Annotated in this window: 26 protein-coding genes; all 26 read right to left on the reverse strand. The window is 38.6% G+C overall.

Translation table 11 applies throughout. From position 1 onward, the window contains the following. Positions 1-126 precede the first annotated feature (126 nt). Complete coding sequence (locus tag VTHSUH11_RS03180; protein ID WP_105092628.1) at positions 127-873, reverse strand: Bax inhibitor-1/YccA family protein; 747 nt, start codon at positions 871-873, stop codon at positions 127-129. A 232-nt stretch (positions 874-1105) separates the two neighbouring features. Then, entirely contained in the window at positions 1106-1462 is a 357-nt protein-coding gene (locus VTHSUH11_RS03185) for a cupin domain-containing protein (RefSeq protein WP_060807586.1), read from the reverse strand. Positions 1463-1490: 28 nt separating this feature from the next. Continuing rightward, positions 1491-2366 (reverse strand): DUF4261 domain-containing protein, encoded by an 876-nt coding sequence (locus VTHSUH11_RS03190; RefSeq protein ID WP_005378408.1) that lies wholly within the window; start codon positions 2364-2366, stop codon positions 1491-1493. Positions 2367-2418: 52 nt separating this feature from the next. After that, positions 2419-3258 carry a KilA-N domain-containing protein gene (locus VTHSUH11_RS03195; RefSeq protein ID WP_005378390.1) on the reverse strand — a complete coding sequence of 280 codons (840 nt, stop codon included), beginning with the start codon at positions 3256-3258 and terminating at the stop codon, positions 2419-2421. 246 nt (positions 3259-3504) lie between these two features. Then, positions 3505-5052: a citrate lyase subunit alpha gene (gene citF, locus VTHSUH11_RS03200; RefSeq protein WP_105092629.1), complete on the reverse strand. Its 1548-nt coding sequence runs from the start codon at positions 5050-5052 to the stop codon at positions 3505-3507. Continuing rightward, positions 5042-6007 carry an HpcH/HpaI aldolase/citrate lyase family protein gene (locus tag VTHSUH11_RS03205; RefSeq protein WP_105092630.1) on the reverse strand — a complete coding sequence of 322 codons (966 nt, stop codon included), beginning with the start codon at positions 6005-6007 and terminating at the stop codon, positions 5042-5044. Before VTHSUH11_RS03205 ends, citF begins: the two co-directional genes overlap by 11 nt. Next, the gene (gene citD / locus VTHSUH11_RS03210; protein WP_105092631.1) at positions 6007-6276 is read right to left on the reverse strand and encodes a citrate lyase acyl carrier protein; all 270 of its coding nucleotides are present in this window, start codon (positions 6274-6276) and stop codon (positions 6007-6009) included. Before citD ends, VTHSUH11_RS03205 begins: the two co-directional genes overlap by 1 nt. A gap of 103 nt (positions 6277-6379) precedes the next feature. Beyond that, positions 6380-7783, reverse strand: a complete 1404-nt coding sequence (locus VTHSUH11_RS03215) for a DASS family sodium-coupled anion symporter (RefSeq protein ID WP_105092632.1) — start codon at positions 7781-7783, stop codon at positions 6380-6382. Positions 7784-8133: 350 nt separating this feature from the next. After that, positions 8134-9045, reverse strand: coding sequence for a LysR family transcriptional regulator (locus tag VTHSUH11_RS03220; RefSeq protein ID WP_105092633.1), 912 nt, complete (start codon positions 9043-9045; stop codon positions 8134-8136). 113 nt (positions 9046-9158) lie between these two features. Next, the gene (gene pyk, locus VTHSUH11_RS03225; protein ID WP_105092634.1) at positions 9159-10907 is read right to left on the reverse strand and encodes a pyruvate kinase; all 1749 of its coding nucleotides are present in this window, start codon (positions 10905-10907) and stop codon (positions 9159-9161) included. A gap of 131 nt (positions 10908-11038) precedes the next feature. Then, a complete protein-coding gene (locus VTHSUH11_RS03230) occupies positions 11039-14446 on the reverse strand; it encodes a DNA polymerase III subunit alpha (protein ID WP_105092635.1) in 3408 nt (1135 codons plus the stop codon). An 11-nt stretch (positions 14447-14457) separates the two neighbouring features. Continuing rightward, on the reverse strand, positions 14458-15225 hold the full coding sequence (locus VTHSUH11_RS03235; RefSeq protein WP_105092636.1) for a M48 family metallopeptidase: 768 nt from the start codon (positions 15223-15225) through the stop codon (positions 14458-14460). Between the two features lie 117 nt (positions 15226-15342). Further along, on the reverse strand, positions 15343-15765 hold the full coding sequence (locus VTHSUH11_RS03240) for a hypothetical protein (protein ID WP_105092637.1): 423 nt from the start codon (positions 15763-15765) through the stop codon (positions 15343-15345). Positions 15766-15932: 167 nt separating this feature from the next. Then, positions 15933-16265 carry a hemagglutinin repeat-containing protein gene (locus VTHSUH11_RS03245; protein WP_105092638.1) on the reverse strand — a complete coding sequence of 111 codons (333 nt, stop codon included), beginning with the start codon at positions 16263-16265 and terminating at the stop codon, positions 15933-15935. 30 nt (positions 16266-16295) lie between these two features. Further along, positions 16296-16715 carry a hypothetical protein gene (locus VTHSUH11_RS03250; protein ID WP_244899975.1) on the reverse strand — a complete coding sequence of 140 codons (420 nt, stop codon included), beginning with the start codon at positions 16713-16715 and terminating at the stop codon, positions 16296-16298. Positions 16716-16939: 224 nt separating this feature from the next. After that, a complete protein-coding gene (locus VTHSUH11_RS03255; RefSeq protein WP_105092640.1) occupies positions 16940-17428 on the reverse strand; it encodes a hypothetical protein in 489 nt (162 codons plus the stop codon). Between the two features lie 167 nt (positions 17429-17595). Further along, positions 17596-18345, reverse strand: a complete 750-nt coding sequence (locus tag VTHSUH11_RS03260; RefSeq protein ID WP_105092641.1) for a hypothetical protein — start codon at positions 18343-18345, stop codon at positions 17596-17598. A 199-nt stretch (positions 18346-18544) separates the two neighbouring features. Then, positions 18545-18922 carry a hypothetical protein gene (locus VTHSUH11_RS03265; protein WP_105092642.1) on the reverse strand — a complete coding sequence of 126 codons (378 nt, stop codon included), beginning with the start codon at positions 18920-18922 and terminating at the stop codon, positions 18545-18547. Between the two features lie 109 nt (positions 18923-19031). Next, a complete protein-coding gene (locus VTHSUH11_RS03270; protein ID WP_105092643.1) occupies positions 19032-19448 on the reverse strand; it encodes a hypothetical protein in 417 nt (138 codons plus the stop codon). A 5-nt stretch (positions 19449-19453) separates the two neighbouring features. Next, complete coding sequence (locus VTHSUH11_RS03275; RefSeq protein WP_105092644.1) at positions 19454-19840, reverse strand: hypothetical protein; 387 nt, start codon at positions 19838-19840, stop codon at positions 19454-19456. A 272-nt stretch (positions 19841-20112) separates the two neighbouring features. After that, positions 20113-21108, reverse strand: coding sequence for a hypothetical protein (locus VTHSUH11_RS03280; RefSeq protein ID WP_105092645.1), 996 nt, complete (start codon positions 21106-21108; stop codon positions 20113-20115). 295 nt (positions 21109-21403) lie between these two features. After that, positions 21404-21850, reverse strand: a complete 447-nt coding sequence (locus VTHSUH11_RS03285) for a helix-turn-helix domain-containing protein (RefSeq protein ID WP_105092646.1) — start codon at positions 21848-21850, stop codon at positions 21404-21406. 33 nt (positions 21851-21883) lie between these two features. Beyond that, positions 21884-23185 carry a glutamate-1-semialdehyde 2,1-aminomutase gene (hemL, locus tag VTHSUH11_RS03290; protein ID WP_105092647.1) on the reverse strand — a complete coding sequence of 434 codons (1302 nt, stop codon included), beginning with the start codon at positions 23183-23185 and terminating at the stop codon, positions 21884-21886. Positions 23186-23194: 9 nt separating this feature from the next. Then, complete coding sequence (gene hemB, locus VTHSUH11_RS03295) at positions 23195-24169, reverse strand: porphobilinogen synthase (RefSeq protein ID WP_105092648.1); 975 nt, start codon at positions 24167-24169, stop codon at positions 23195-23197. Between the two features lie 37 nt (positions 24170-24206). Next, positions 24207-25721 carry a uroporphyrinogen-III C-methyltransferase gene (cobA, locus tag VTHSUH11_RS03300; protein ID WP_105092649.1) on the reverse strand — a complete coding sequence of 505 codons (1515 nt, stop codon included), beginning with the start codon at positions 25719-25721 and terminating at the stop codon, positions 24207-24209. Next, positions 25718-26656, reverse strand: coding sequence for a hydroxymethylbilane synthase (gene hemC / locus VTHSUH11_RS03305; RefSeq protein ID WP_005375716.1), 939 nt, complete (start codon positions 26654-26656; stop codon positions 25718-25720). Before hemC ends, cobA begins: the two co-directional genes overlap by 4 nt. Between the last annotated feature and the right edge of the window lies 1 nt (position 26657).

Below are 26657 nucleotides of genomic sequence, written 5' to 3' on the forward strand. Positions count from 1 at the left end.
TATAGAATATAGAGATAACATTATATAATAGAGCAAATAAAAAAGCACCTTATATCTGTATGTAAAGAACCTCTACAGAGATTCCTTCACAGTATATAAGGTGCTTTCATAGTCAGTAAAAATATATTACCTTCTATTACCAAAGATACGCAACAAGGATAAGAACAAGTTAACGAAATCTAGGTACAAGCTAAGAGCGCCAGCAATTTCAATACGATCTAATATAGTTTCGTCTTCAGACAATGCCAATTGAGTCACGCTGTTTTTAATCATGTTCATATCAACAGCTGTAAAGATGGAGAATACTACTACCCCAACGTAGCCAAGAATCAAACTAATTGTGCTATAGCTAATCGAGCTAAGATAAGGAATCGAAAAGTACGATGCTGCCATAAACACGAGACTTACGATAATCATGCCAAAGATAGCCGCCACTAAGTACGGCGTTAATCCGGCTAAATTTTTCTTAGTCGTAAGGCCTACGATAGAAAAGGCAACGAAGAACGCCAACGCCCCAATCAATGCAGGTACAGTGGCTTCCATGATACCATATGCTAACGAAACAAGTGATAAGGTTACCCCATTCAATGCGCTATAAATGAAGAACATCGCATATAAGGACATAACATTAGCTTTATATGTGCGCATGCTAAACAAAAATACCACAGCTACTTCTGCAATCAACAAGATATTAAAATTGCTAGCTGCAAAACGCGCCCAAGACGGATTCATTAGCGTCGCAACACCAATACCTAATGTAGTCAATAAGCCGACAACCATCCATAAGATGGAACCCTTTAACCGTTGAGATACAATACTTTCTACCAATGCTACATCATTAGCATTTGGCGTTTGTGTCATGTATGGATTCATAAGAACCTCCTTGCTATTTGTAGTTTATATAGTTTGTTATCTATCTTTATATTATACTAAAAATTCTTATTCAACGCCATAAAAACACATTGTATAAAACCAAATCATAAAGAAATTTGAGTCCTTCTACCTCACTAGTGACCCACTTTCTGTTATCGTTCCTTAAAAAGCACTTTATAGTATGAATATATCTCTATCACAAGATAAGAAAATACTATAAAGTGCTTTCATATTAATTAGTATTAACAGGATCATAATCAGCAGGCACTGGCGCAACGATACTCACAAAGACAATATCTTCCGTTCCAGTATTTTTTGCACCATGACATTCACCCTTTTTAGATACTATAACTTGCCCCTTTGTAAAAGGCACCTCTGTATCAGGTGTTGGATAAAATACACCCTTGCCTTGCAATATAACCCATATATCATCAGAGTGATGATGATAATGTTTTGGTAAGGTTTGACCAGGTTTAATAACCCATACTGAACCACCTGTGGAATCAGTTTGATAAAATGGCGTCCTAACAGCATTCTCCAAACTTTCAACTTTCACAAGTTCCATATCAAAAACACGTTGATTACTCATAATACCCTCACCTTTCATCAATTAACGACTAACGAGTTCCTGAAGCATATTCACCCATATTTACATCAAGCACTGCTCTCACCGGTTGAATTAGAGAATCCTCATAATGCAATGTCCATTGAACATTTGAATCCAATTCTCCATTCTCTAGGCCGCTAATAGTATCACCATCACCCACAGGATTGTCATTTTCTAAAATAAAATACAGCATATTATATGCATGAATAACTACATCATCAGGATTCATACCATGAAAGTGATACTGTACATCAGGCAAGAATAAGGTGCTCATCCCCACCGAGTCAACCATCATATCTTCTGTACCTTGAATGTTAAAATATCGCACATTAACTGCATAATCAATAAAACGAGTTACAGCCTTATCTGGATAATTTTCAATCGATTCACGACTTAAAAACTTACGAGATGGACCAAAGACAACGGCCTTACAAGCCGGATATAATTCTAACAAAGCATCTACATACTTTACGAGCATATCAGCACGCTGTTTTGACTCTAAACCAGCAGCTAACATATCCGTAGCAAATACTCTATATTCGCACTCTGCCAACAAGTCATCTACATTGGGACAATTCCATACCTGACTACGATCAAAATCGTCTAATACAGGCTTATCAATTTTCTCACATTTTGTAATCATCAATGTTGGAGGAACCTCTGCATCATTATCCTCATAATGCACCTTATAATTCTGAGGTGCAAAACCAGCTGAATCCGCCCCATAACTAAAACAATCTACAGTGCCTAAGTGCTTTGTAAATACCTCAACCATATGCTCACGGTCAAGTATATCACAATGCTCCGCCATCAGCAACTCAACAAAAAATATACCACCAGGACGACCTGAAGTATCCGTTAAATCCTGTTTAAATACTTGGCTCATAGTCTCTCTCCTATTAATATCAAGAAAGTCCAAAATACTGCTATATACTCTCCTACAAATTATCTTTAGATATAAGCTTTTTATTTTCTAAGGATTTTAATGACAATAATTGTTTTTTAGCTAATGCTCTTAATTCTATCATTCTTTCCTTTTGAGAAATGCCCTTACTAATTAAAATTGCATTATAGCTTTCCATGTTAGCTAAAACTAATAATTCCTGTAAATTAGCATAGTCACGCATATTACCTTTTAATTTAGGGTTTTCATCACGCCACTGTTTAGCTCTCTTATCAAATAATGCTACATTTAGCAAATCTGCTTCGCTAGCATATTTATATGATAATTGCTCATCTGTTAAATCATTTAAAAGATATTCTTTAATAGCGTCTGTGTGAATTTTATAATTAAGTTTTGATATTTCACGATTCAAATTCCAATTTAAGGATAACTTTGAATTTTCATCTGATTTAAGACGCTTATAATCTTGTATGACGTACATTTTAAATTCAGCCGAAATCCATGAAGCAAACTCAAAAGCTATGTCACTATATGCAAAAGCCCCTCCATATCGACCACTCTTCGAAATAATGCCGATTGCATTTGTTAAACTTATCCATTTCTTGGGCGATAAAGTAAATGAATTATATCCCGCTTCAGATTTAATTCGGTCGAATTCGACCGAATTAAAATTCGTATTATTTAAGCTCTCCCACAAACCTAAAAACTCAATAGTATCTTTTCTTCTCATCCAGTTTTTAATTACATCACTAGGTTCATCACTTTTATATCGAGCTATGTCTGTTAGACTAATATAATCATTCATAAAGTCTTCTGTATATACTTGAATTGACAAGCCCTTTGCAGACAAACTATCTTTTTTTACATTTGTCATACTAAACCTTCTCTCACCTTATACAAAATAAATAATATATTATTATCTAAATTATACAATAAATCTAACGTAACTGTGATAAGAAAAAGACCCTCTCCGTGGTCCGTAGAGGAACTTCAGGCATGTGTGAGTCCTAGGACCATGGAGAGGGTCTTTGTATTATTTAATCAGCAAGGGATGGTGATACCGCCAGCGGAACCGTAACGGATTCTACCGCGCTCCACAACATCCACACCACCAACTCAATTATAGAGGTTTACGAACCACGTCGATAATAGAACCATCGCGGTATTCTACGATTGCGATGATGTCTTCATCTTTATCAGATACAGGGATATCTTGTGGTTTACCTACTAAATCAAATGCTAATTGTTGTAATTCTTCAATTGTGAAGATAGGCAAGTTGCTATCTTTGAAGCGTTCAATCAAATCAGTACGAGCTGGGTTGATTGCGATACCGTATTCAGTAACGAGTACGTCAACGGAGGAACCTGGTGTAATTACAGTTGCTACTTTGTCACGGATCATTGGTAAGCGGCCACGGATCAATGGACAAGTAATAACTGTGCATTTAGCACCTGCTGCTGTATCGGAGTGACCGCCAGAAGCGCCCATCAATACACCGTTGGAGTCAGTCATTACGTTTACGTTGAAATCAAGGTCGATTTCAGTAGCACCAAGGAATACTACGTCTAGGTAGTTTGTAGTGCAGTCTGTCCATGGGTTAGCGTACATGGAAGCAGACATTTCGATGTGTGCAGGGTTTTTATCTAAAGAGGCTGCTGCAGTTGTATCGAATGTTTGAGTATCGTAAATTGCACGGATCAAACCTTCTTCAAGCATACCAGTCAAGATACCTGTAGCACCACCGATAGCAAAGCCACCTACTTCACCGCGTTTGCGAAGTTTTTCAGCGATGAATTTCGCCACAGTCAATGGAGCACCACCAGCGCCCAATTGGAATACAAAACCATCTTTAATGATGCCAGCTTGATCAAGGAATTCACCAGCTAATTCAGCAATTTTAATTTGGATAGGGTTTTTAGTGAAACCTACCGCACCAGAAGCGATACCTTCTGGATCACCAATGCTTTCAACCTCAACAACATAATCTACGTCAGTTTGAGGAATTGCATAGTTGTGTACATAGTCAACCAAGTTATCTGTGATGATAACAGTTGTATCTGCATAGTGGGAGTCAACCTTAGCATAGCCAAGTGCACCACATGCGGATTTGCCCATACGACCAGTAGCATTACCACGTGGGTCAGCTGTAGGAGCGCCCATGAAAGCTACGTCGATATGAACTTCGCCAGATTCAATAGCACGAGCACGGCCACCGTGGGAGCGAATGATTACAGGGCGTTTCAATACGCCTGGATTTTGTGTTAAGAATTTACCAAGACGATCACGCAAGCCAGATGTTTCGATAGCTGTTACAGTACCATCTTGAATCATTTCTACTAAGAACTCATGGCATGGAGACAAGGAAGAAGACGCAATTGTAATGTCTTTAATACCTTTCGCTTGTACGCGTTCCATAACCATTTTCATTACATAGTCGCCATTGCGCAAGTGATGATGGAAGGACAATGTCATACCATCTTTTACGCCAGCTTTTTCTATTGCTTCATCAATAGAAGCAAGTACTTTATTAGTACCCACACGACTCATGTGTACAGGTTTACCTGCGCGATGAGCTTTAGGTTCAATAGCGAATTCACCTTGATATACTTCGCGACCTTCTAGTGCTGGGATATTTGTTGGGATATCGCGACCTACTTTATTTAACATCGTATTCTGCTCCTTCCTCTAATTCAACTTTAATGCCTGCTGCACGTGCTTTGTCAACTACTCGTTGTGCACGAACTACGATAGGACCATCGATCATTTTACCATCTACGGAGATTACGCCTTTATTGTTGCGCAATGCATCAGCATAGCTGTTCAATACCTTAACGGAATGAGCGATTTCTTTTTCGTCAGGAGTGAATACTTCGTGGATAATTTTGATTTGGCTTGGGTGGATGCAAGATTTGCCGTCATAACCCAATGCTTTAATGAACTCAACTTCTTCACGGAAGCCTTGAGGGTCTTTTACGTCAGAGAATACAGTATCGATTACGCGGATACCTGCTTCGCGTGCTGCATGAAGAATTGTTTGACGAGCGAACAACAATTCAACAGCTGGTTTATGTTTACCTGTGCGAAGATCAGCACGGTAGTCTTCAGCGCCAAGTGCGATAGCTACTACGCGAGGGCCATGACAGATTTCACGAACATTGTACAAGCCACGAACCGATTCGATAGCTACGATAATATTGATAGTACCTTCTGGCCAGCCATTAGCTTTTTCCACTTCTTCAATTTTCTTCGCTACGATTTCAACTTCGGATACGTCTTCAGTTTTAGGTAAACGAATCATATCAGGTTTAGCTGGAACGATAACATCAAGATCGTCATAACCATAAGGAGTTTGTGTAGGATGGTTGATACGAACAACAGTTTCACCACGGAACTTACGAGATTTCAATGCTTCTGCAGTCAAAAGACGAGCTGTGTCTTTTTCTGTTACAGGAACGGAATCTTCGATATCAATCATGATGGAGTCAGCACCGTGAATATCAGCGCTGTTAATCATTTTAGGTGTGTTACCAGGAACGAACATCATGGAACGGGATAAGCGTTTTTTTGCCGCTTCTGTAAGCGGATTAGTTTTTACTTCTGGAAATGTTTTATCGTTAGCCATTATGCTTTGCTCCCCCTTTCTAATGCGCCCAACACGCGAGCTTTGATTGTATAATCCCAAGCATTTTTATCTTGTACCGTTACTTTTACGCCGTCAAAGCCAGCTTCTTTTACAGTATTCAAGATAACAGATTTAATTTGTTCGCCATATTGACGCATAACTTTGGAAGTCAATTCGATTTCGATACCGCTAGCAATCGGTTCAACCGTTACTAATGCATCATTTTTTTCGTCGAAGCCAGCTTGCGCAGCTTTCACTAATTGTGCCATGTTGCATCCTTTCACTAATAAATATATCAAATGGCAAAGACCAGACGTGTCGCGAATGTCTGGCCCGTACCGTAAAAACAATGATGATTATAAAATTATATGATTAGCCAATCATACCGATGAAAGTCCACCAAGGGATACCTACTACAAAGAGTAGAACCCAGCTCAATACGGCTAAGATAGCACCAGCAGTCCACCAATCTTTTAAGTTATTATAACCTGCAGAGTAAATGATTGGACCAGGGGATGCACCGTAGTGAGTTACGAGACCGCCAAATGCATTTGTTGCAAGTAATACGAGACCAAACATAACTGGATCTACGCCTGCTGCCATACCTACAGTCAAGAATACAGGAAGCATGGATGCAATGTATGCAGTACTGGAAGCGAACAAGTAACGAATTACAACGCTGATACCAGAAAGAATTACTACAACTACAAGTGGTGACACATCGAGCGCCAAATTTGCTTGCATGTATGCTGCAAGCCAAGCGAAGAATTTAGCTTTTGTTAAAGCAGTTGATAAACCAAGAATCGCACCAAACCAGATGAATGTGTTCCAAACAGCTTTAGTTTGAACCATGTCATCCCAAGTGATGATACCAGCGAAGAATACAATAGTCATAGCTACTAATGCTACTGCTGTTGGGCTCAAGTCAAAACCGATGGAAGGCAATGCCCATCCGATAAGAGCAAGAATAAATACAACTGCCAAGATTTTTTCAGACATTTTCATAGGTCCTAATTTGGCAAGGCCATCAGCAGCTAATTTCTTATTGTCAATTTTTACTGCTTCAGGACGGTCAATCCAGTAACCTACAAGTGGTACGAAGATCAACATTACAAGACCTGGAAGAGCTAAGGCCAAAGCCCATTCAGCCCAAGTCATGTTAAGACCAGTGATTTTAGTAACAAAATCCAAAGCCAACACGTTTGGAGCCATAGCTGTTAAGAACATGAAGGATGTAATTTTTGTTACGAAATAACCATTCATCAAGATGAAGGAACCACCGCGTTTGGCAGTATCGCCAGGATAAGAACCGATGGATTCAGCAATGGATAAGTTAATTGGATATACGATACCAGCCGCACGTGCTGTGTTAGAAGGTGTAGCTGGAGATAATACTAAATCAAGAAGTGCTGTTACATAACCAAGACGTAATACAGTAGAACCGAATGCATTAATCAAATGGTATGCAACGCGGTGACCAAGACCAGTTTTACCAAAGGCAACGCTCAAGGAGAACGCAGCGATAATCATCCACAATGCAGTGGATCCATAACCTACCAAGATATCTTTTGCATTGTCTAAGAATAATGCAGATGCAGATAATACAGCTAATAAAATAATTTGAATTGGGTATGGTTTTAAAATCAAACCTACGATACCTGCAATGTAGAAGCCTAGAAGGCGCCACGCCGTATCAGTGAGCCCATCTGGTGGAGTTGTAAACCAGAGGACAACAGGGATTAGCACAATAAGTGCTAGTTTTAAGAATTTTTCCATGTTTCTTCCTTTCTTAAAAACATAGGCATGTAATCATCCTAACACTACCCCAGAAATTCGTGATACGCGACTATCATCTATTGAACTCTAGGAGTTATTGTCTACACTCATTATAATTGCTCAAAATTGTAATGAAAAATAGATTACCTTTATAGGGGCCATAAAAACTTTTATAACTACTATTCATACCTTTTATGCATTTTCAGCATAGTTTTGCCTAGTAAAATGAAAAAAGTGCATGCATACACCCAAAATGGATATATACATGCACTTACATGCTTTACGTACTCATACATCTATAGTATGGCTCATTATATTAAAATTTACCAATACAGAAATAGCATAACAGATTATGCTTTATATTCTCTAAAAATACTATCATCCACTACGGTATGTTCTTTATAGTAATTACGTACATATTCTATAAATGTTTTTACCGCAATCAGATTCGTAGCATCTTTGGCGTACACCATATTGGTATCGCGCGTAATATAATTGCCGTCCTTACTGCGCAATGGACTTACATAAATGTCTTTATCCTTACAGGATCCAAGTCCCATATAGGTCAAAATAGACCACCCAAGACCGGCCCGCACAAAGTGACGGCACGTACTCATAGAATTGACGTCCATGGCCACAATAGGAGGTTCTTCAAAATGCTCGGCACACCAGTTTTCAATAATATTTGAAACCGATGCATCTGTTTGGTACCTAATGAAAGGTACTTTTTCTAACGATTCTGGTGGTACAAGCTCTTTGTATACCAAGCAATATGGTTCTTCTAATAGTAATTCCGAGGTACCGGATACTTCATAGCCGCCGCGCGCAAAGGCAACCATACAGTCACCAGTATTAAACATCTTCACTACCTGATGACTAAAAGCTGTTTTCACCTGTATGTGCACATCTGGATATTGTTCTCTAAAGGACTGCAATAATTGCGGCAATTCATAGTCCGCAAAATTGATAGACGATGCAATTTTTAATGTCCCTTGAATCTTACCAGTAGAGGATATTAACGCATGTTCTAAAGATTCTCTATCATGCAACATACGTTTACAATAGTCATAGTAAATCTCGCCTTGCGGTGTTAATGTAATACCTTCTGTGGTACGAAGCAGCAAGGAGTACCCTACGCTATCCTCTAAATGACGCAGTCGATAGCTCAAAGCCGGCTGCGAAAGAAATAGTTTTTCAGCAGCCTTTGTTATATTACCTTCATCCACAACGGTTACAAAGGTACGCCATTCTTTATCATCCATAGTCGTACTCCTTCTTCTAATTAACCTGTCTAATCTATGATGGCTAGATTTTCTATTATTTAACGCCTGTATTGAAGGTTTATTATATTACTATATCTAATACGGCCACTAAATTATCTTGCATTTGCAATGCCTGCAAAGACCTTGCCTCGTTCCCCATCAATGGTTACTTCTGCACCTTCAAGCAATACGTCATGAGCATCTTTAGCACCTAAGATAACTGGAATACCATAAGTAATCCCCGCTATAGCGCTATCCGATGTGTATCCATCTTCAACAGAAATGATACCGCCAGCGCGTTTAGCAATATTCATCAATTCTGGTTCCATAGTCCCTACTACAAGAATATCGCCGGATTGGAAGCTTTCATAATCATTCTTATGATTAGCCGCAATAAATACGCGACCCGTAGCGGATTTACGCAAAATACCATTGCCAGATAACAATACCTTGCCTGCAATATGGACACGAATCATGTTTGTAGTCCCTGTAGATCCAGATGGCACGCCAGCGGTAACGACAACTAAATCACCAGAGTTGATGGCATTCGCCCCGAGAGCACCGGTAATCGCCTGTTTTACCATTTCATCAGAATTGATATTTTCACGGCCCTTGATGGCTTCAACACCCCAGCACAATTGAATGCGGCGAATCGTTTCATCATGCGGTGTAATAGCAATAATTTTACAATCTGGACGGTGACGAGCCACACTAATTGCAGTATGACCAGATTCGGTACATGTCAAAATAGCCGCCGCACCTAGATCACTAGCAACGCGAACGCTAGCAAGACATACCGCATCAGTAGTCGTCACATCATCGCTTTCCTGCGTTCTACTCTTATGATCATAAATAACAGATTGCTCTGTTACCTCTGCAATACGTGTCATGGTCGTAACAGCTTCTACAGGGTATGAACCATTAGCCGTCTCGCCAGACAACATAATAGCATCGGTGCCATCTAAAATCGCATTTGCCACGTCACTCGCTTCGGCACGAGTTGGACGAGGGTTTTGAATCATAGATTCCAACATTTGCGTAGCCGTAATAACAGGTTTACCAAGACGATTACATTTTTCAATCATCATCTTTTGCAATACCGGTACTTCTTCGGCAGGAATTTCTACGCCCAGATCACCACGAGCAATCATAAGACCATCCGCTACATCGAGGATTTCATCAATATTATTAACCCCTTCTGCATTTTCAATTTTGGCGATAATCTTAATATCCTTTTGTTCAGATTCCAAGATGCGACGAATAGCCACCACGTCCTTAGCGCGTTGCATAAAGGATGCGGCCACAAAGTCCACGCCTTGTTGACAGCCAAAACGCAAATCTAATTCGTCTTGCTCGGATACAGGTGGCAAGCTAAGCGCTACACCTGGCACGGCCACCCGTTTGCGATTGCCAATTTCACCGCTGTTTTGAACAGTCGTAATAATCTTATTACCTTCAATGGCATCGATGGTTAATCTTACAAGGCCATCTGCTAAAAGAACTGTATCCCCAACGTGCACATCGCCTACTAAACCTTTATGGTTTACAGTACTAATCTCTGACGTGCCTTCTACATCATCCGTAGTCAATGTAAATTGTTGCCCCGCTTCGAGGAACACCTTACCTTCTTTAAATAGTCCCAGACGAACCTCAGGGCCTTTTGTATCCAGCAATAATGCGATTGGTTTGTTGACAATCATCGCTGCATCACGCACCATTTGCATGCGCTCCGCTTGCTCTTCATGCGAACCATGAGAGAAGTTAAAACGAGCCACATTCATGCCGGCGCGCATCATATCTTCTAAAATACCGAATTTATCCGTGCCTGGACCTACGGTACATACGATTTTTGTACGTTTCATATATCCTCCTAAAGGGATTTTATTTAATATATCTACAAATTTAATTATACCTGTCCCCATTGAGCTTTGACCAATACCAAATTTACATCTTTCGATATAAATCTATTGCATATGCCCTATCTACGCACACCCTATTGTACCTCTACGGCACCTTCGCCCAAAACGGCTTCAATGCGTGCGATGATCTCATCTGTCGGTGCAAAGCATAATTGAGGTGATAAATTAATTCGTTTTCGTTGTTTATGTAAATATAATGCTGTCGGGACTTGCCCTTCTGCTTGTGAAAGTATTTCCTTCAACGCATTGCTATTCTCTGACGTATCATAGGCACCTCGAATATGGATGGCGATTTGTCGTGCATTGTTATAATTCACCTTTAGCGGTGCAATGCGGTCCGCAATAATCTGTACACCCTTTTCATCCGCATCAACGCGGCCTCGCACCTTAACGACCATATCAACAGCCAAAAATTGTTGGCTCTGAGCAAATACCTTCGGAAATGCCACCACTTGAGCCGAACCAGAGTAATCTTCGATGCGAAGAATACTCATGACATCGCCCCGTTTTGTAGGTCTATCCCCTCTTTCAGCAATGAGACCGCCAAAGGTAATCGTTTGACCATCAAAACGCTCTGGGTTTTCAAGAAGTTGCCCTAATTCAAAGAGGCCTTTCAGTTCCTTGTTATAGCCTTGCAATGGATGGCCTGTAATATAAAACCCTGTGTAATCCTTTTCATCCTTCAATTTATCATCTTCCGATAAATCAGGTAAATTCGGTACCGGAATCATATCGACGTCATCCGTGCTTTCACCAAAGAGACTCATAGTCCCCATGGCAGCATCCTTTTGCTGCTTAGCCCCTACAGCCTGTGCACTTTCATACATGTGCAATAACTGATTGCGGTTTTCCTCAAATCCGTCCATAGCACCGCAGCGAATTAAGCTTTCAAGCAAACGTTTATTCACAACCTTGCTATCTACGCGACGACAAAAATCGGTAATGCTCGTATAGAGACCATTAGCCTCACGTTCAGCGATGAGTCGATCGATAGCATTGTCCCCTACGTTCTTGATGCCCCCAAGGCCAAAGCGAATGGCATCACCTTGTACAGCAAAGCTACGTAAGGAATGGTTCACATCGGGACCGAGGACCTGCACATTGTGTTTTTTACAAGCATTGATATAGTATGTGAGCTTATCCATATTTTGCATAAAGCTGGTCATGGTAGCGGCCATAAATTCTGGGAAGTAGTGCGCCTTAAGATACGCTGTTTGGTACGCAATGTACGCATAGGCCGCACTATGAGATTTATTAAAGCCATAACCGGCAAAGTAAACGAGCAAGTCAAATACTTCATTTGCAATGGACTCTTCGATGCCATTATTGATAGAACCTTGTATAAATGATTCCCGCTGCGCCTTGAGGACGGATTCCTTTTTCTTACCCATCGCACGGCGCATCAAATCCGCTTGACCTAGAGAAAATCCACCCATGGCAGACGCAATTTGCATAACCTGTTCTTGGTAGAGAATAACGCCGAACGTATCTTTCAAAATCGGTTCCAAAATTGGATGTAAATAGGTCACCTCTTTTTTACCATGACGACGGTCAATAAAATCCGCTACCATGCCAGATCCCAAAGGACCTGGGCGATAGAGTGCAACGAGAGGGATTAAATCCTCAAAATGCTCCGGTTTCAAATCCATAACGAGCTTGGTAATCCCATCGGATTCGAGCTGGAATACGCCGGATGTATCGCCCTTCGTAAGAAGCTCACAAGCCTCTTTATCATCTAATGGGATAGCATCTAAATCGAGGTCAATACCTCGGTTTGCCTTGATGAGCTTAAGGGCATCCCCCATAACGGTCAATGTACGGAGGCCCAAAAAGTCCATCTTTAACAGGCCTAGTTCTTCGATATTATCCTTATCATATTGAGTAACAAAGCCTTCTTCATTAGAGTTTTGTACAGGCACATGGTCATCTAGAGGATCCGCAGAAATTACAACGCCTGCTGCATGAGTGGACGAGTTACGTGCAATACCTTCTAGTTTTTGACCAAAATCAAATAGCTCTTTTACATTAGGGTCTGTATCATATAAGGCTTTTAAATCTTTACCCTTTAAGGCCTTTTCTAAGGTGATGCCCAATTCATTAGGAATCATCTTCGCAATGCGATTGACCTCAGCTAATGGTAAATCGAGCACACGACCTACGTCGCGAATAACGGCGCGAGCCGCTTCTGTACCAAAGGTGATGATTTGAGACACGCGAGCTTGCCCATATTTTCGCGTTACGTAATCGATAGCTTCGCCCCGCTTTTCATAGCAGAAGTCAATATCGATATCAGGCATGCTTACCCGTTCTGGGTTTAAGAACCGTTCAAAGAGCAAATCGTATTGTAATGGGTCGAGGCCTGTGATACCTAATAAATAAGCTACTACAGAACCAGCTGCAGAGCCACGCCCTGGGCCGACTAGAATATCGTGTTCCCGTGCATAACGCACATAGTCCCATACGATAAGGAAATAATCTTCAAAGCCCATCGTCCCGATAACATCGAGTTCGTAGTCGAGACGTTTTTTAAGCTCATCAGATGTATCGCCATATAAACGAGGTATTTCTCGTTCACAAACCTTACGCAAATAAGTCTTAGACGTTTCGCCCTCAGGCACGTCAAAGTGCGGCAAATGGTGTTCATTAAAATTAAATTCTACATTGCATCGGTCTGCAATCTTTACTGTATTTTCTAAAGCCCCAGGAATGTATCCAAAGAGCTCCGCCATCTCGTCCCCAGATTTTAGATAGAACTCATCATTAGGGAATTTCAAACGGTCTACTTCGGCGCGACGTCGGCCCGTTTGAATACAAACGCGGATGTCTTGAGCATCAGCGTCGTCTTTCATAACATAGTGGAAATCATTGGACGCCACGATGCCTAGGCCATATTCGTCAGCTAATTGACATAGCACTTGCTGAGCACGTAACTCTTCAGGTAAACCGTGATTTTGAATTTCTAAAAAGAAATTGTCTTTACCGAAGGTTTCAATGTACCACTCAACAGCGCGGCGAGCCCCATCCATGTTATCTTGCAAGATATATTGTGGCACTTCCCCTTGAATACACGCACTAAGGGCGATAATTCCCTTGCTGTATTGACGCAACAAATCATGGTCAGCACGGGGCTTATAATTAAAACCTTCCGTAGAGGCTTTAGATACGATTTTAACAAGGTTTCGATAGCCTTCCATCGTTTCGGCTAGCAAAATAAGATGTTTTAATCGCTCACGGCTGCGCCCTTCTGGTTTATCAAGGCGGCTACCTTCTGTGACATACACTTCACATCCAATAATTGGTTTAATGCCTTGTGCTACACATTCTTTATAAAAATAGATGGCTGCATACATATTGCCATGGTCCGTAATGGCAAGGGCGGGTTGTTCCAATTCCTTCGCGCGGCGCACCATATCCGGCAAACGACTGATGCCGTCCAATAAACTAAATTCCGTATGACTATGTAAATGTACAAATGGCTTCATGGTACACCTCCTTACGGTCTATGTGCAAAATAGATATTTAATGATTTCTTACGGGCTTTCCAATCTGGTAAAAATTGGGCCACTAAATTGTGAAAGTTCTTGGAATGATCCAAGTATTTAAAATGGGCAAACTCATGGACCATAACGTACTCAATATAGGCCTGAGGCCCTTCTATTAAACGCATATTCATCTTAATGAGCTGCTTTGATGGTGTACAAGACCCCCAACGACTCTTCATGCGCTGTTGCTTTACCGTTGGCATGGGCACATCAATATGTTGTTGGTGAAAGCGTTGATACACGACCTTCGCCCAATGGGTAAACACCTTTTCCCCTAGCTGGCGCCAAAAGGTTTGCATTAATTTATGCTTGTCTTCATAGGTGTAATCAGATTTAACGAACATCACCATGCGATTAGACCCATCAAACTTAATATACGGTTTGCCAGATGTTTCTAGCACCTCTAGAGAAACAGGCATGCCCAAAATAGATACGGTTTCACCCGTTACATATTGTAATGCCTCTATACGCTGTGCCGTTAATGCTTCTAATTTAAAACGAGCCTTCTCAATAAAGGGTATATTTTCAATAACAAATGCATCGATACGATGATCTGGTACATAAGCATTCGCCGAAACATGGACACTACCATCCTTGTGCACACGCATATTTATATTCTTTACACGCTTGATTGTTAACTCATATTCAATTGTGTCACCATTGTAGGTAATAGACCGAGTTGTTGAAGTATTCATACCTTTTATTTTATCATAAAACACTCATAAAATCGTAAAATTCTAGGTGTTTTAATTGAAATTATTCGATTTTAAGAACATAAAAATAGCAGATAGTTGATTTTAGATTATCAACTATCTGCTGATTAAACTTTTATCAATCTAAGGCAAACTAATAACTCTCAATTCCCAAATCCCGTCATATTTCCCTCTATAGAGCAAATTGACACCAAAATTTGAAAAACCAAATTGATAAGAAGTTAAAGTTGGATCAGAAACTTTACCAACTAATCTATCCCCCATAATAGATTGTAAAGGAGGTATAATAAAATCAACAGTTTGATTTTCAGAAAGATAAGATTTAAAGTAAATGTGATTTCCCCAACCACCACCTTTAACAGGCCTACCCGAACCTACCTCAGTAATCTCTAATTGATTATTATTTTCTATCCTATCCTTAGCAACCATAATAAGATTATTAACTCTTTCTTGATGAAAGGGTCGTTGCATCGTATTTCGAATATTAGTAATTACAAAAAGAATAGCAACACACACTAAGAATATTAACAAGAGTTTCTTTCTCATATAACCCCTTTTTATATTAAAATATATAAATAAAATAACCCATCACACTAAATGAAAATGAGAAATAGCCACAATAATTTATTTTTTACATTTAGAAAGTTATCTTATAAATCCACCAATCTCTAATATCAATATACTCATACTAATATTTAGTCTCAACAAAAAAACTACTCCGGATCATTTATATCATAGGTATCCTCGTTTATTGCCTCCTCATCATGATTAGAGTTATATGTTGGTTGAGAATTACTTACATCAGATGCAATATTGGAAAGTGTCCCAACAAAAGATTTGTCATTGGTATATGGTACATAGCTTTCTTGGTACGTATCGCCATTTTGACGAGCCATATTACCACTCGCATTAATATCGAGAAGTCCGCCACCAGTCAAACTAATACCAGCACCGACACTCCATCCAGAGCTTTTATAGGTATTCTTAACATCTACAGTATTTTTGCCCGCTGCAAGGCTGATATCACTAACACTACAACATTTGATCCCTAAAAGTCCTCTATATTACCTTTAGTGTCAATTTCTTCTTTGTAATATTAAAATCACCCTATTAGAACCTACTTCTTTAAATAACTCGATATAAACGTTAGCATCATAGTCATGTCCAACTATACGATTTTTACTTATTTCATTCCATCCTATATTTTGTTTTGAAAGTATCCCTTTAATATCATCAATTGTAATAGAGGCATATGTAATTTCCAGATTATTATTTTGTGATGCTCTACCAGATACATAATACTCTTCATTTACTTTTTTTGAGGATATGGTTTCTAATTTTTGCTCATACAATTGAAGACTTTGCATTTGCTCTGGCCTTTTAATATACGCATGTAAATACGTAATTCCCATTAATAGGAATACCAATAAGACAAATCCAATATAAACTTTAACTGCAAATGGAACCCTATTCAATTTAAAATAACTTCTAGTCACACTCACCAACCCAAGTCTAATTTTAATTATCATTTATAACATTAAAAATAATTTTTAGTTGAAATATAACCAATATAGGTATTACGAAACAAAAATCTTTTTTAGCGTTTTTTATAAGCAGAGGCTTATTCTATTACCCAAGTGCAGAATCGCCATTAACTGCTAAATTTCTCAAACATAATTCTAGGGCCTAATTCAATATACCTGTGCCAGTTAAAAATGAATTAAAGATATTCCCAGTTGCCATTTTCAATTAACTTGCGATATCTAAGAGGAAGATTCTCATATCTATCTATTATCTTTATTCTTCCAATAAAATCCTCATATTGTTTTTTATCAATATCAAATTCAAGGTTCACAAATATATAGTGATCTAAATACCCATCATAAATAATATATTTTTGATGAATTTGATCAACTTGACCAATAAAAATCTGATGATTATAAATTGATTTGTATATATAATAATTATCTGATTCTAAGGAGTTTATCAATTTGTATGACCTTATGCCAGAGGCAATACTTATCATTTGTCTATAGTCATACAAAACGCCTTCATTATTTAACTGAATCAGATAATCAGGCTTTATACCAACTATACTTCCTAATTCAGCATGAAAAAACCAGGAATTCACTAAAAAATAGATACCAATTAAAAACAGAGAAAGAATATTTCCTAATATACTAATTATCAGTAATCTCTTTTTCCACATCTACTTATTAACCTCTACTTCCATTTGGAATTCTACATATGCATTAGTTGTCGCAATAGCACCACTTTGTTGCCATTCTACACCAATGGGGTTAAACATCCCCAAAATACCTTTATAATTATCACTTGATCTAAATTTAACCTTATTACTAACTACGCTCACGCAAATTATTTTTTACTAATGTATTGATCTCTTAGTTGCAACAAAATATTTCTCTCATTCTCTTCAATTTGATCTATACTATTTAGAATTATAAGATGTTCACCATACATATACTTTAATATTGAAATTGCAGAATCTTTAACTTTTTTTCCTGCAATACTTTCATCAAAATAAACTTGCATATCATTGGTTTCTTTATCAATGATAATAAAGCCACTCACATTAAATATTAAAATTTTGGTAGGTGTATCTTTTACACCTCGCACATCATTCGTAATAATAAGATGATTATCTAAATCCAAAAAAGTGGCTTCATAGCCAGAACGGTACCATCGTTTATTAAAGTATTGTGCACCATGCTCAGAATTCATTAACATTTTTTCAAAATTATCTAAATCTTCTTTTGAAAAATCAGAAAGTTTATTCTTCCTATTAACAACTATCTTAGATTTAGGATGATAGGTTTTAAAAGGACCACTTTCATCACCATAAACCTCGAACTCTAATACATCTAAAATATGATTTTTAATATCATAGCGACCAATTCCATCGTAGCCTAAATAGTAATAGTAAGATTCAGTGGGATATACTGCTAAAATTCGATTAGAAATCGATTCATCAATTGAGGTGTCTACTAATTCATGAGACTGTGTGGAAACAACTATATTATTATGGGCCACTTGATGATAATGATGATATATAGCTATACCAAGACTTACAATAGCTATCACTATAAAAATATAAGCTTTTTTCATATAAACTCTCTACCAAGCTAACTAATAAAATTTAACAATAGTCCTATTATGTTTTGTCGAAATATCTCAATCACAGCCAGATTAAACTAAAAAATACCTTAAACTAAAGTACTCTGTATATGGTAATGTATCATCTTTTTATAAATCCCTATAACGGCCAAAAGATAAATTAAATTAAGCCCCCTATACGGAAGAAATTTTACCAACCAAAAATCGCTAATAAGATTAGTAAAATGCTCTGCACTACAGACACAGCAATTCGACCTATTCCTATAATACTAATGCCATAGCTTTTTCCTTCCTTGCACATAAAATATTCATTGAGATTTTGCTTTAGTGCAAACATTTCCCCCCAAAGAAGAACCGCAAGTATTAACGAAAAAATAGAAAAACTATGTAAAATCCCCCCCCCAAAAATAACCATTAATTCAAGCATCAATAATTGACCTAATTGTATCATCGTAAGAAGAAGACTTCTCTTAGTATTTGCGCTTGCAATAGTTATTGTATTATTCCGTATAATATATATTGCATACATACCAATTAAAATACTACATAAGATACGCCCAGCATTCATAACAACTCCTAAGTCCACTAATACATTTCTAAATAACTTTATCTATATAACTATTCATTAATTATTACGATTACCGCATAGCTAATAGTATGAATTCTATTTGTAAAAGTTAGTAATAATATACAATCATAAATTCATTCATATTAATAGGTTTTACAGATAATTTTAATACTTCTCCACTAGTTTCTTTTTGAAATGTATTAGCCTCTATTTGCTTCCATCCATCTAAAGCTAAAGATTTTTCTATTGTATCCATATTACTATGACTTACTGCATCAACAATAAAATAAGGTCTAACACTACCAATTTCATATTTAAAAGGATAGATGGCATTGATAGTAAAATGCTCACGATGATCAAAACTTTTATATTCATTCCAAATAAGAGCTTGTCTACCAGAATAAATGGATTCCAATGTATTATCTATTTTCTCTAATACAAGAGCACCACTAAATGAGCCTATGATTATTCCTACTACAAATATAATTATTTTTAATTTATTAATAACAACCCTATCGAAAACCATCTTTATCAATCCACCATTTTATATTTAATTCGTATAAAGTCTTCTTTCAACTGGACTCTAATGCTATTGGTATTAAGACCTTCACTAATTTTGTCCTTATTATCATTTATATCATCTAAGAATCTACTCTGATTATACTTTGCCTTAAAGTCAGTATAGTCAGAATTCTTCACCATAAACTTATCACCAACGCGAGTCCAGTTTATCTCATCAATCAAAGCCTCTTTGTAAAGAGAATATCCATATTTAATTAATGCAAAAGAGTTGTCATTATAATGATAATATCGAGTAGTGATGCCGACAATTATGATTAGTATAAAGGCTGCAGCAATGCCAATAAGCAGATATTTTAATAATTGGGGACCAATTTCTTTTAATAAACCTATATGCATATATTTTATTAGACTCCATCTTCTCATTATAAACACTAGTAATATTTACAATGTTTCTCTAATGTACGATTAGTATCAAACGAACTCTAAAAGACAATTGATTAAACTTAGACTTTAGATTCTTATATATTTCCATGATTACTCCATATGACGTAATACTTTTAGAGTCTTGCAAAAGCAAAATCTTTACTTGTTCATATAATCTTACTCAAATTCGTTAATCAAATATAAAGCTTACTTTAATAGTACGAAAATATCAATTCTTCAATCTACTAATTATGACTACTTTCACACAACAATTTTAATTGTTGTAACGCCTCTCTATTAAATTCTTCTGACTGATAAGTTATTGACTGATCTAAAGCACGAGTATATATACCTTCTGGAAGCTTTATAATCACATCATTTTTTACATCATAAAAGAACGGTTCATAATCTGTAATATGATTGCTATATCGACTAGGATTAACTAACAAATTAGGAGCAAAAAAGTCAGGTTCTCCATTATCTGACTCTATTTCCAACAACACAACATCACCAACACTCCCAAAGTTATATAATGGACCTTTAGTCAGTTTTCGATATTCACCAGTATTTAAATCATATATTTCTCCAAATCTTTTCTTCTCAGGCATTCTAGTTAATACAAGATATGAACTGTTAATAATGCCATTATATGTCGAATATGAATCTAAAGAGATAAGATTAACAGTATTTTGAAGATTTCTTACAACATTAGAACTATCCATATAAACATATCCATATAAAGATGGTGAGAATATAAACTGATTTTTATATGAAAACTCTTGACTAACTAATTGAAATGCAAACTTTTCTCTTTCTGATTGATATATTTTTTGGTTCATAATAACTAATATGTTATCTTTATCCAACACAATCTGATATCGTTTCACATCATTTTCAATTATAGGTAACGCATATAAATCCATAGCATTATTAGTAATACGTAAAATGCTCCAAGTATGATCCTTCTCTTCTAACAACAAGTATAGAGCCTCATTATTATAAGCAACATACCTTATAGCTGAATCGAATTTTTTAGCAATGGAATGAAGATCAATAGTCTCATAATCATTAAAATTTCTCACATTATAAACAGTTAAAACATGAGAATCTAATCGTACTAAACTCCCTTGTAAATCCATATCAATTCTTTTGGACTGATTATTATGCAAATAATAACCAATCATCACTAAAAGAGCTACAATAAGAATAATCATTGCATAGAATTTTGAACTTTTTTTCATATAAACTCTCTATCAAGCTAAATAATAAAACTTAACAATAGCCCTAATATGCTTTGTCGAAATATCTCAATCACAACCAGATTAAACTAAAAAATACATTAATTTAATCTTAATTAAATTGTAAACTGTATGTTTTACAAAAACAATATACGTAACATAAATAAAAAAGCTATTATATCCAAACTAATAGTATATGTTTGGATATAATAGCTTTAATGCTATCAAACTTTATTTAATTAGCGACTTTCTAAAGGAAACTCAGGATCAGGCTCGTTTGTCATACAATCAAAACTTATCATTTTTTCCCGCGACTCGCGGCAAGGTTTGCCCCCAACAGTCCTCCCCGATTGATATGAGGATGGCGATGTGAGGTACCTTCTTTGATGGATGTTATACGAGATCGTTGAAATTTTTCAAACACTGTATCCAGTTCTCGCAAGAGAACCTTCTTTTGCGATGCTTTTAATTCATACAGGTCCCCTTTGAACTTAATATGTGTATCCTTCACAACGGTGCTAATGTCATAAATGCGTTCTTGCTGTTCATTATTAACATTCACGAGTTCATCTAAGGTCAGCTCATAGTAACGAGCCAACGCGCACAGTGTATCGAGGTCTGGTTCTCTATAGCCAGTCTCGTAATTAGACAATGCTGCATTACTAATACCTACAGCCTTGGCGACTTCGATTTGGCTCTTGCCCATGCGTACGCGAGCCCGTTTTAAGTTCTTGTAAAATTGCATGTTCATCACCTACATCGATTACGTCAAAGAATATTACAGTGTTTCACTGATAATTTTGAAAGCTTCTTCTGCAACAGCCAATGTTTTTTCAATTTCAGCCGATTTATGACAGATAGATACAAAGTTACTTTCAAAAGAGCTTGGTGCATAGTAAATACCATGGCTCAAGTTATGATGGAAGAATGTCTTGAAATGGTCCGCATTGCATGCACTAGCGTCATCAAAATTGTGAACCGGTTTATCTGTAAAGAACAAGGTAAACATAGAACCCACACGTTGCACAACTGCTGGCACATTGTATTTCTTAGCCAATTCTTCAAGGCCATTACACAATGCTTTTGTGCTATCTTCCACTTGTTTAAAGATGGTTGGGTCTCGTTGCAACATAGATAATGTAGCAAGGCCCGCCGTTACAGCCACAGGATTACCACTCAAAGTACCGGCTTGGTAAATAGGGCCGGATGGTGCTACTTCGCTCATAATTTTGCTAGAACCTCCAAATACAGCAAGAGGCATACCACCACCAACGATTTTACCAAGGCAAGTCAAATCGGGTTTAATATTGTATAGTTTTTGTGCACCACCGCTACTAGCGCGGAATCCACACATAACTTCGTCAAAGATTAATAGTGCACCATGCGCCTTTGTTACATCGCGCAAGGTTTCAAGGAATCCTTCTACTGGTGGCACACAGCCCATATTACCTGCAACAGGTTCTACGATAATACAAGCAATGGTATCGCCCATTTCATCGAATAATTGTTTAACCGCATCGATGTCATTGTATGGCAATGTGATGGTATTTTCTGCAACGCCCTTTGGTACGCCTGGGCTATCTGGTACGCCAAATGTAGCGAGGCCAGAGCCGGCTTTCACCAATAGAGAATCACTATGACCATGGTAACAGCCAACAAATTTAACGATACGATCGCGGCCCGTATACCCACGAGCTACGCGTAATGCGCTCATGGTCGCCTCTGTACCAGAGTTAACGAGACGCACCATTTCCATAGATGGCATGAAGGCTTGGATTTTCTTAGCCAATTCCGTTTCTAACAGTGTAGGCGCACCATAGCTTGTACCACGAGGAATAGCCTCTTGCAAACTAGCTACGACCTCAGGGTTCGCATGGCCCAAAATCATAGGGCCCCAGCTCAACACATAGTCGATGTATTCGTTGTTATCGATATCATAGATACGGCTGCCACTAGCGGAGCTAATAAATGGAGGGTTTGAGCCTACGCTACGATAGGAGCGAACAGGGCTATTAACGCCACCCGGCATATATCGCTTTGCTTCGTAAAACGCTTTTTCTGATTTACCTAGTTGTAACATAGTCACTCCTTATTGTTTAAGCCAACGTGCCACATCAAGGGCATGGTATGTGATGATAATCTTAGCACCAGCCCGTTTCATGGAGAGCATCGTTTCCATAACAAGGCGTTGTTCATCGATAAGACCAGCAGCTGCAGCCGTTTTAACCATTGCATATTCGCCAGATACATTATAGACAGCCAATGGTAATTCATAACGGTCACGTGCTTCGCGAACGATATCCAAATAGCACAATGCCGGTTTAATCATGATAATATCCGTACCTTCGGCGATGTCGAGTTCGATTTCACGCATTGCTTCTAAGCGATTAGCCGGATCCATTTGATACGATTTACGGTCCCCAAATTGAGGCGCTGAATTAACTGCGCCACGGAATGGACCATAGTAGGCAGATGCATATTTTGCAGCATAGCTCATAATGGATACATTGGTGAAACCAGCTTCATCAAGAGCTTCACGAATAGCACCTACACGGCCATCCATCATATCTGATGGTGCCACCATATGAGCACCTGCTTGTGCTTGGCTAACGGCAACCTTGCACAATAGAGGTAATGTTTCATCATTCAAGATTTCATGGTGATCAATCATGCCACAGTGACCTGTAGAGGTATATTGGCATAAGCATACGTCTGCAATGACCAATAGATTTGGCACTGCTTCACGGATGGCTTTAATCGCTTGTTGTACCGGTTGTTCCATATCCCAAGCAGAGGAACCTTGTTCATCCTTATAGGTAGGGATGCCAAAGATTTCTACACCACGAATACCGAGGTCATAGGCTTCTTGCGCCACCTTTACCGCTTCGTCTACGGATAAATGGTATTGTCCTGGCAATGTGTCGATTTCTTTTTTTATCCCTTCACCAGGAACGATGAATAATGGATAAATCAAATCAGTTGTATCTAATGTTGTTTCTCGTACTAAATCACGCATTTCTAGAGAAGTGCGCAAACGGCGAGGACGATATGTTAAATCGTACATGGTAAATTTCCTTCTTCCGTTTAATAATGACAGTATATTAGTTAGCGCAGTCTTTCACGATTGTGTCTACAAGACCTTCTGTCGTATATACAGGACTAATGATATCTACCTTTAAACCTGCACTCATAGCCGTAGCGGCCGTAATAGGTCCGATACATGCAATCTTTGTATGTTCTAATAGTGAAAGTGCATCCTCACCCAATAACTCCAATGTATTGGTAACTGTAGAGGAGCTAGTAAATGTAATATAGTCGACATGACCATGTTGCAATGCATCTACTAATGCCTCTTGTTGAGATGTATCTTGTTGTGTTTCATACAAGCGCAAGATATCTACGTCGATATCTAAATGACGCAATTCACGAGGAATCACTTCACGAGCCTTCTTAGGTTGAATTAATAACACCGTATCTCCAGCTTTTACATGCTGTTTCAATGCATCAACAACAGACTCAGCCTTATAATCTACAGGGATAATATCCGGCGTAATGCCATAGTTAGTCAATGCCTTAGCTGTGGCACTACCGATAGCACATACCTTAGCATAGCCTAAAGAGCGTGCATCCTTACCTTCTCCGTACAATGCATCAAAGAAGTAGCGTACCCCTTCAGCGGATGTGAATACGACACAAGAATAGCGATCTACGCCATGTAATAAACGTTTATCTTCATCAAATAATTCTACAGGCTCTGTTTTAATAGCTGCTGCTTGGATAACATTGGCGCCTTGATTCATGAGCATATCACGGAACTTGCTGGCTTGAGAGCGAGCACGAGTAACTACAATCGTTTTGCCGAATAACGGCTTGTTATCGAACCATTGCAATTGTTCACGCAAGTTTACAACATCGCCTACGACGATGATGGCTGGTGCTTTTAGTTGTGCCTTTTCCACGTCTTCTACAACATGTTCTAGTGTGGAAACAAGTACCTCTTGAACAGGTTTAGTACCCCAGCGAATGAGCGCCACTGGTGTATTAGCAGGACGGCCATGAGCCATCAATTTTTCTGCAATCATAGGTAAATTGCCTACGCCCATGACAAAACAAAGTGTATCCACTGCTGTAGCAAGACCTTCCCAATGGATGCCAGACACCGCTTTTGTTGGGTCTTCATGACCAGTAACAACCGCAAAGGATGTAGCCATAGCGCGTTGTGTTACAGGAATACCAGCATAGGCAGGCGCAGCGATAGGCGATGTAACACCAGGTACAAATTCAAAAGGAACACCGGCCTCACGAAGGGCCATTGCTTCTTCCCCTCCGCGGCCAAATACGAGGGGATCACCACCCTTTAAGCGGGCTACGATTTTACCCTCTTTGCCCTTTGCTACCAACAATTCGTTGATTTCCCATTGGTGCATAGTATGTTCTCTACATTGTTTACCTGCATAGATTAACTCAGCATCAGGACGAGCCCATTCTAATAAATGAGCATCTGCTAAATAGTCATACACGATAACATCTGCGCGTTCTATACATTCCTTACCTTTTACAGTGATTAATTTAGAATCTCCAGGGCCTGCGCCAATCAAATATACTAAACCTGTCATTTTATGATTCCCTCCTTAACAAGGGCTTCCACAATGTGTTTGCCCCCTTCTTCATATAAGGCTTTCGCAAGGTTTTTGCCTAACATAACCCCTTTCTTAGCAGGTCCAGACAATTCCCCTTCATATACAGTTTTACCATCCAAGGACGCAATGAGCGCTTTCAAATTAAGCTGTCCTTTTTCAACAGTTCCATATACGCCCATCGGCACTTGGCAGCCACCATTGAGTTGATTCAAGAAACTACGTTCCCCTTCTACGGCAAGGCGTGTTGGTTCGTCGTCGATTTTTGAAAGTATTTCTAACATCTCAGTATCGTCACTGCGACATTCAATAGCCAAAGCACCTTGCCCCACAGCAGGAATCATTTCATCCGCTGTAAAGACTTGTGTGATTCTATCATCTAAACCGAGCCGTTTAAGGCCTGCTTGTGCCAATACGACGCCATCGAGGCCTTCCGTTTCAATCTTGCCAAGACGGGTTTGCACATTGCCGCGGATGACTTCGATTTGTAGGTCTGGACGGCGATGCAATAGTTGGGCTTGACGACGTAAACTACTGGTGCCAATACGCGCTCCTTCTGGTAATTGGTCCAATGTTTTATATTTAGGACTAACCAAAGCATCGAATGGTACTTCCCGTTTGGAAATAGCACCTAATGTAAGGCCATCTGGCAATTCTGTAGGCATATCCTTTAAACTATGAACGGCGATATCGATATCACCAGCATGCATAGCCGCCTCTAATTCAGCAGTGAATAAACCTTTGCCACCTACTTCAGCAAGGGGCTTATTCAAAATGCGGTCCCCTTTTGTGTTAAAGTGAACTAATTCTACGGTAACCCCTGGGTATAAGCGTTGCAATTCACTTTTTACATATTCTGACTGCCATAAAGCAAGAGCACTCTTTCGAGTTCCAATTCTAATGTGGTTCCTCATA

It is taken from the genome of Veillonella tobetsuensis, assembly GCF_002959935.1.
Classification (GTDB): domain Bacteria; phylum Bacillota; class Negativicutes; order Veillonellales; family Veillonellaceae; genus Veillonella; species Veillonella tobetsuensis.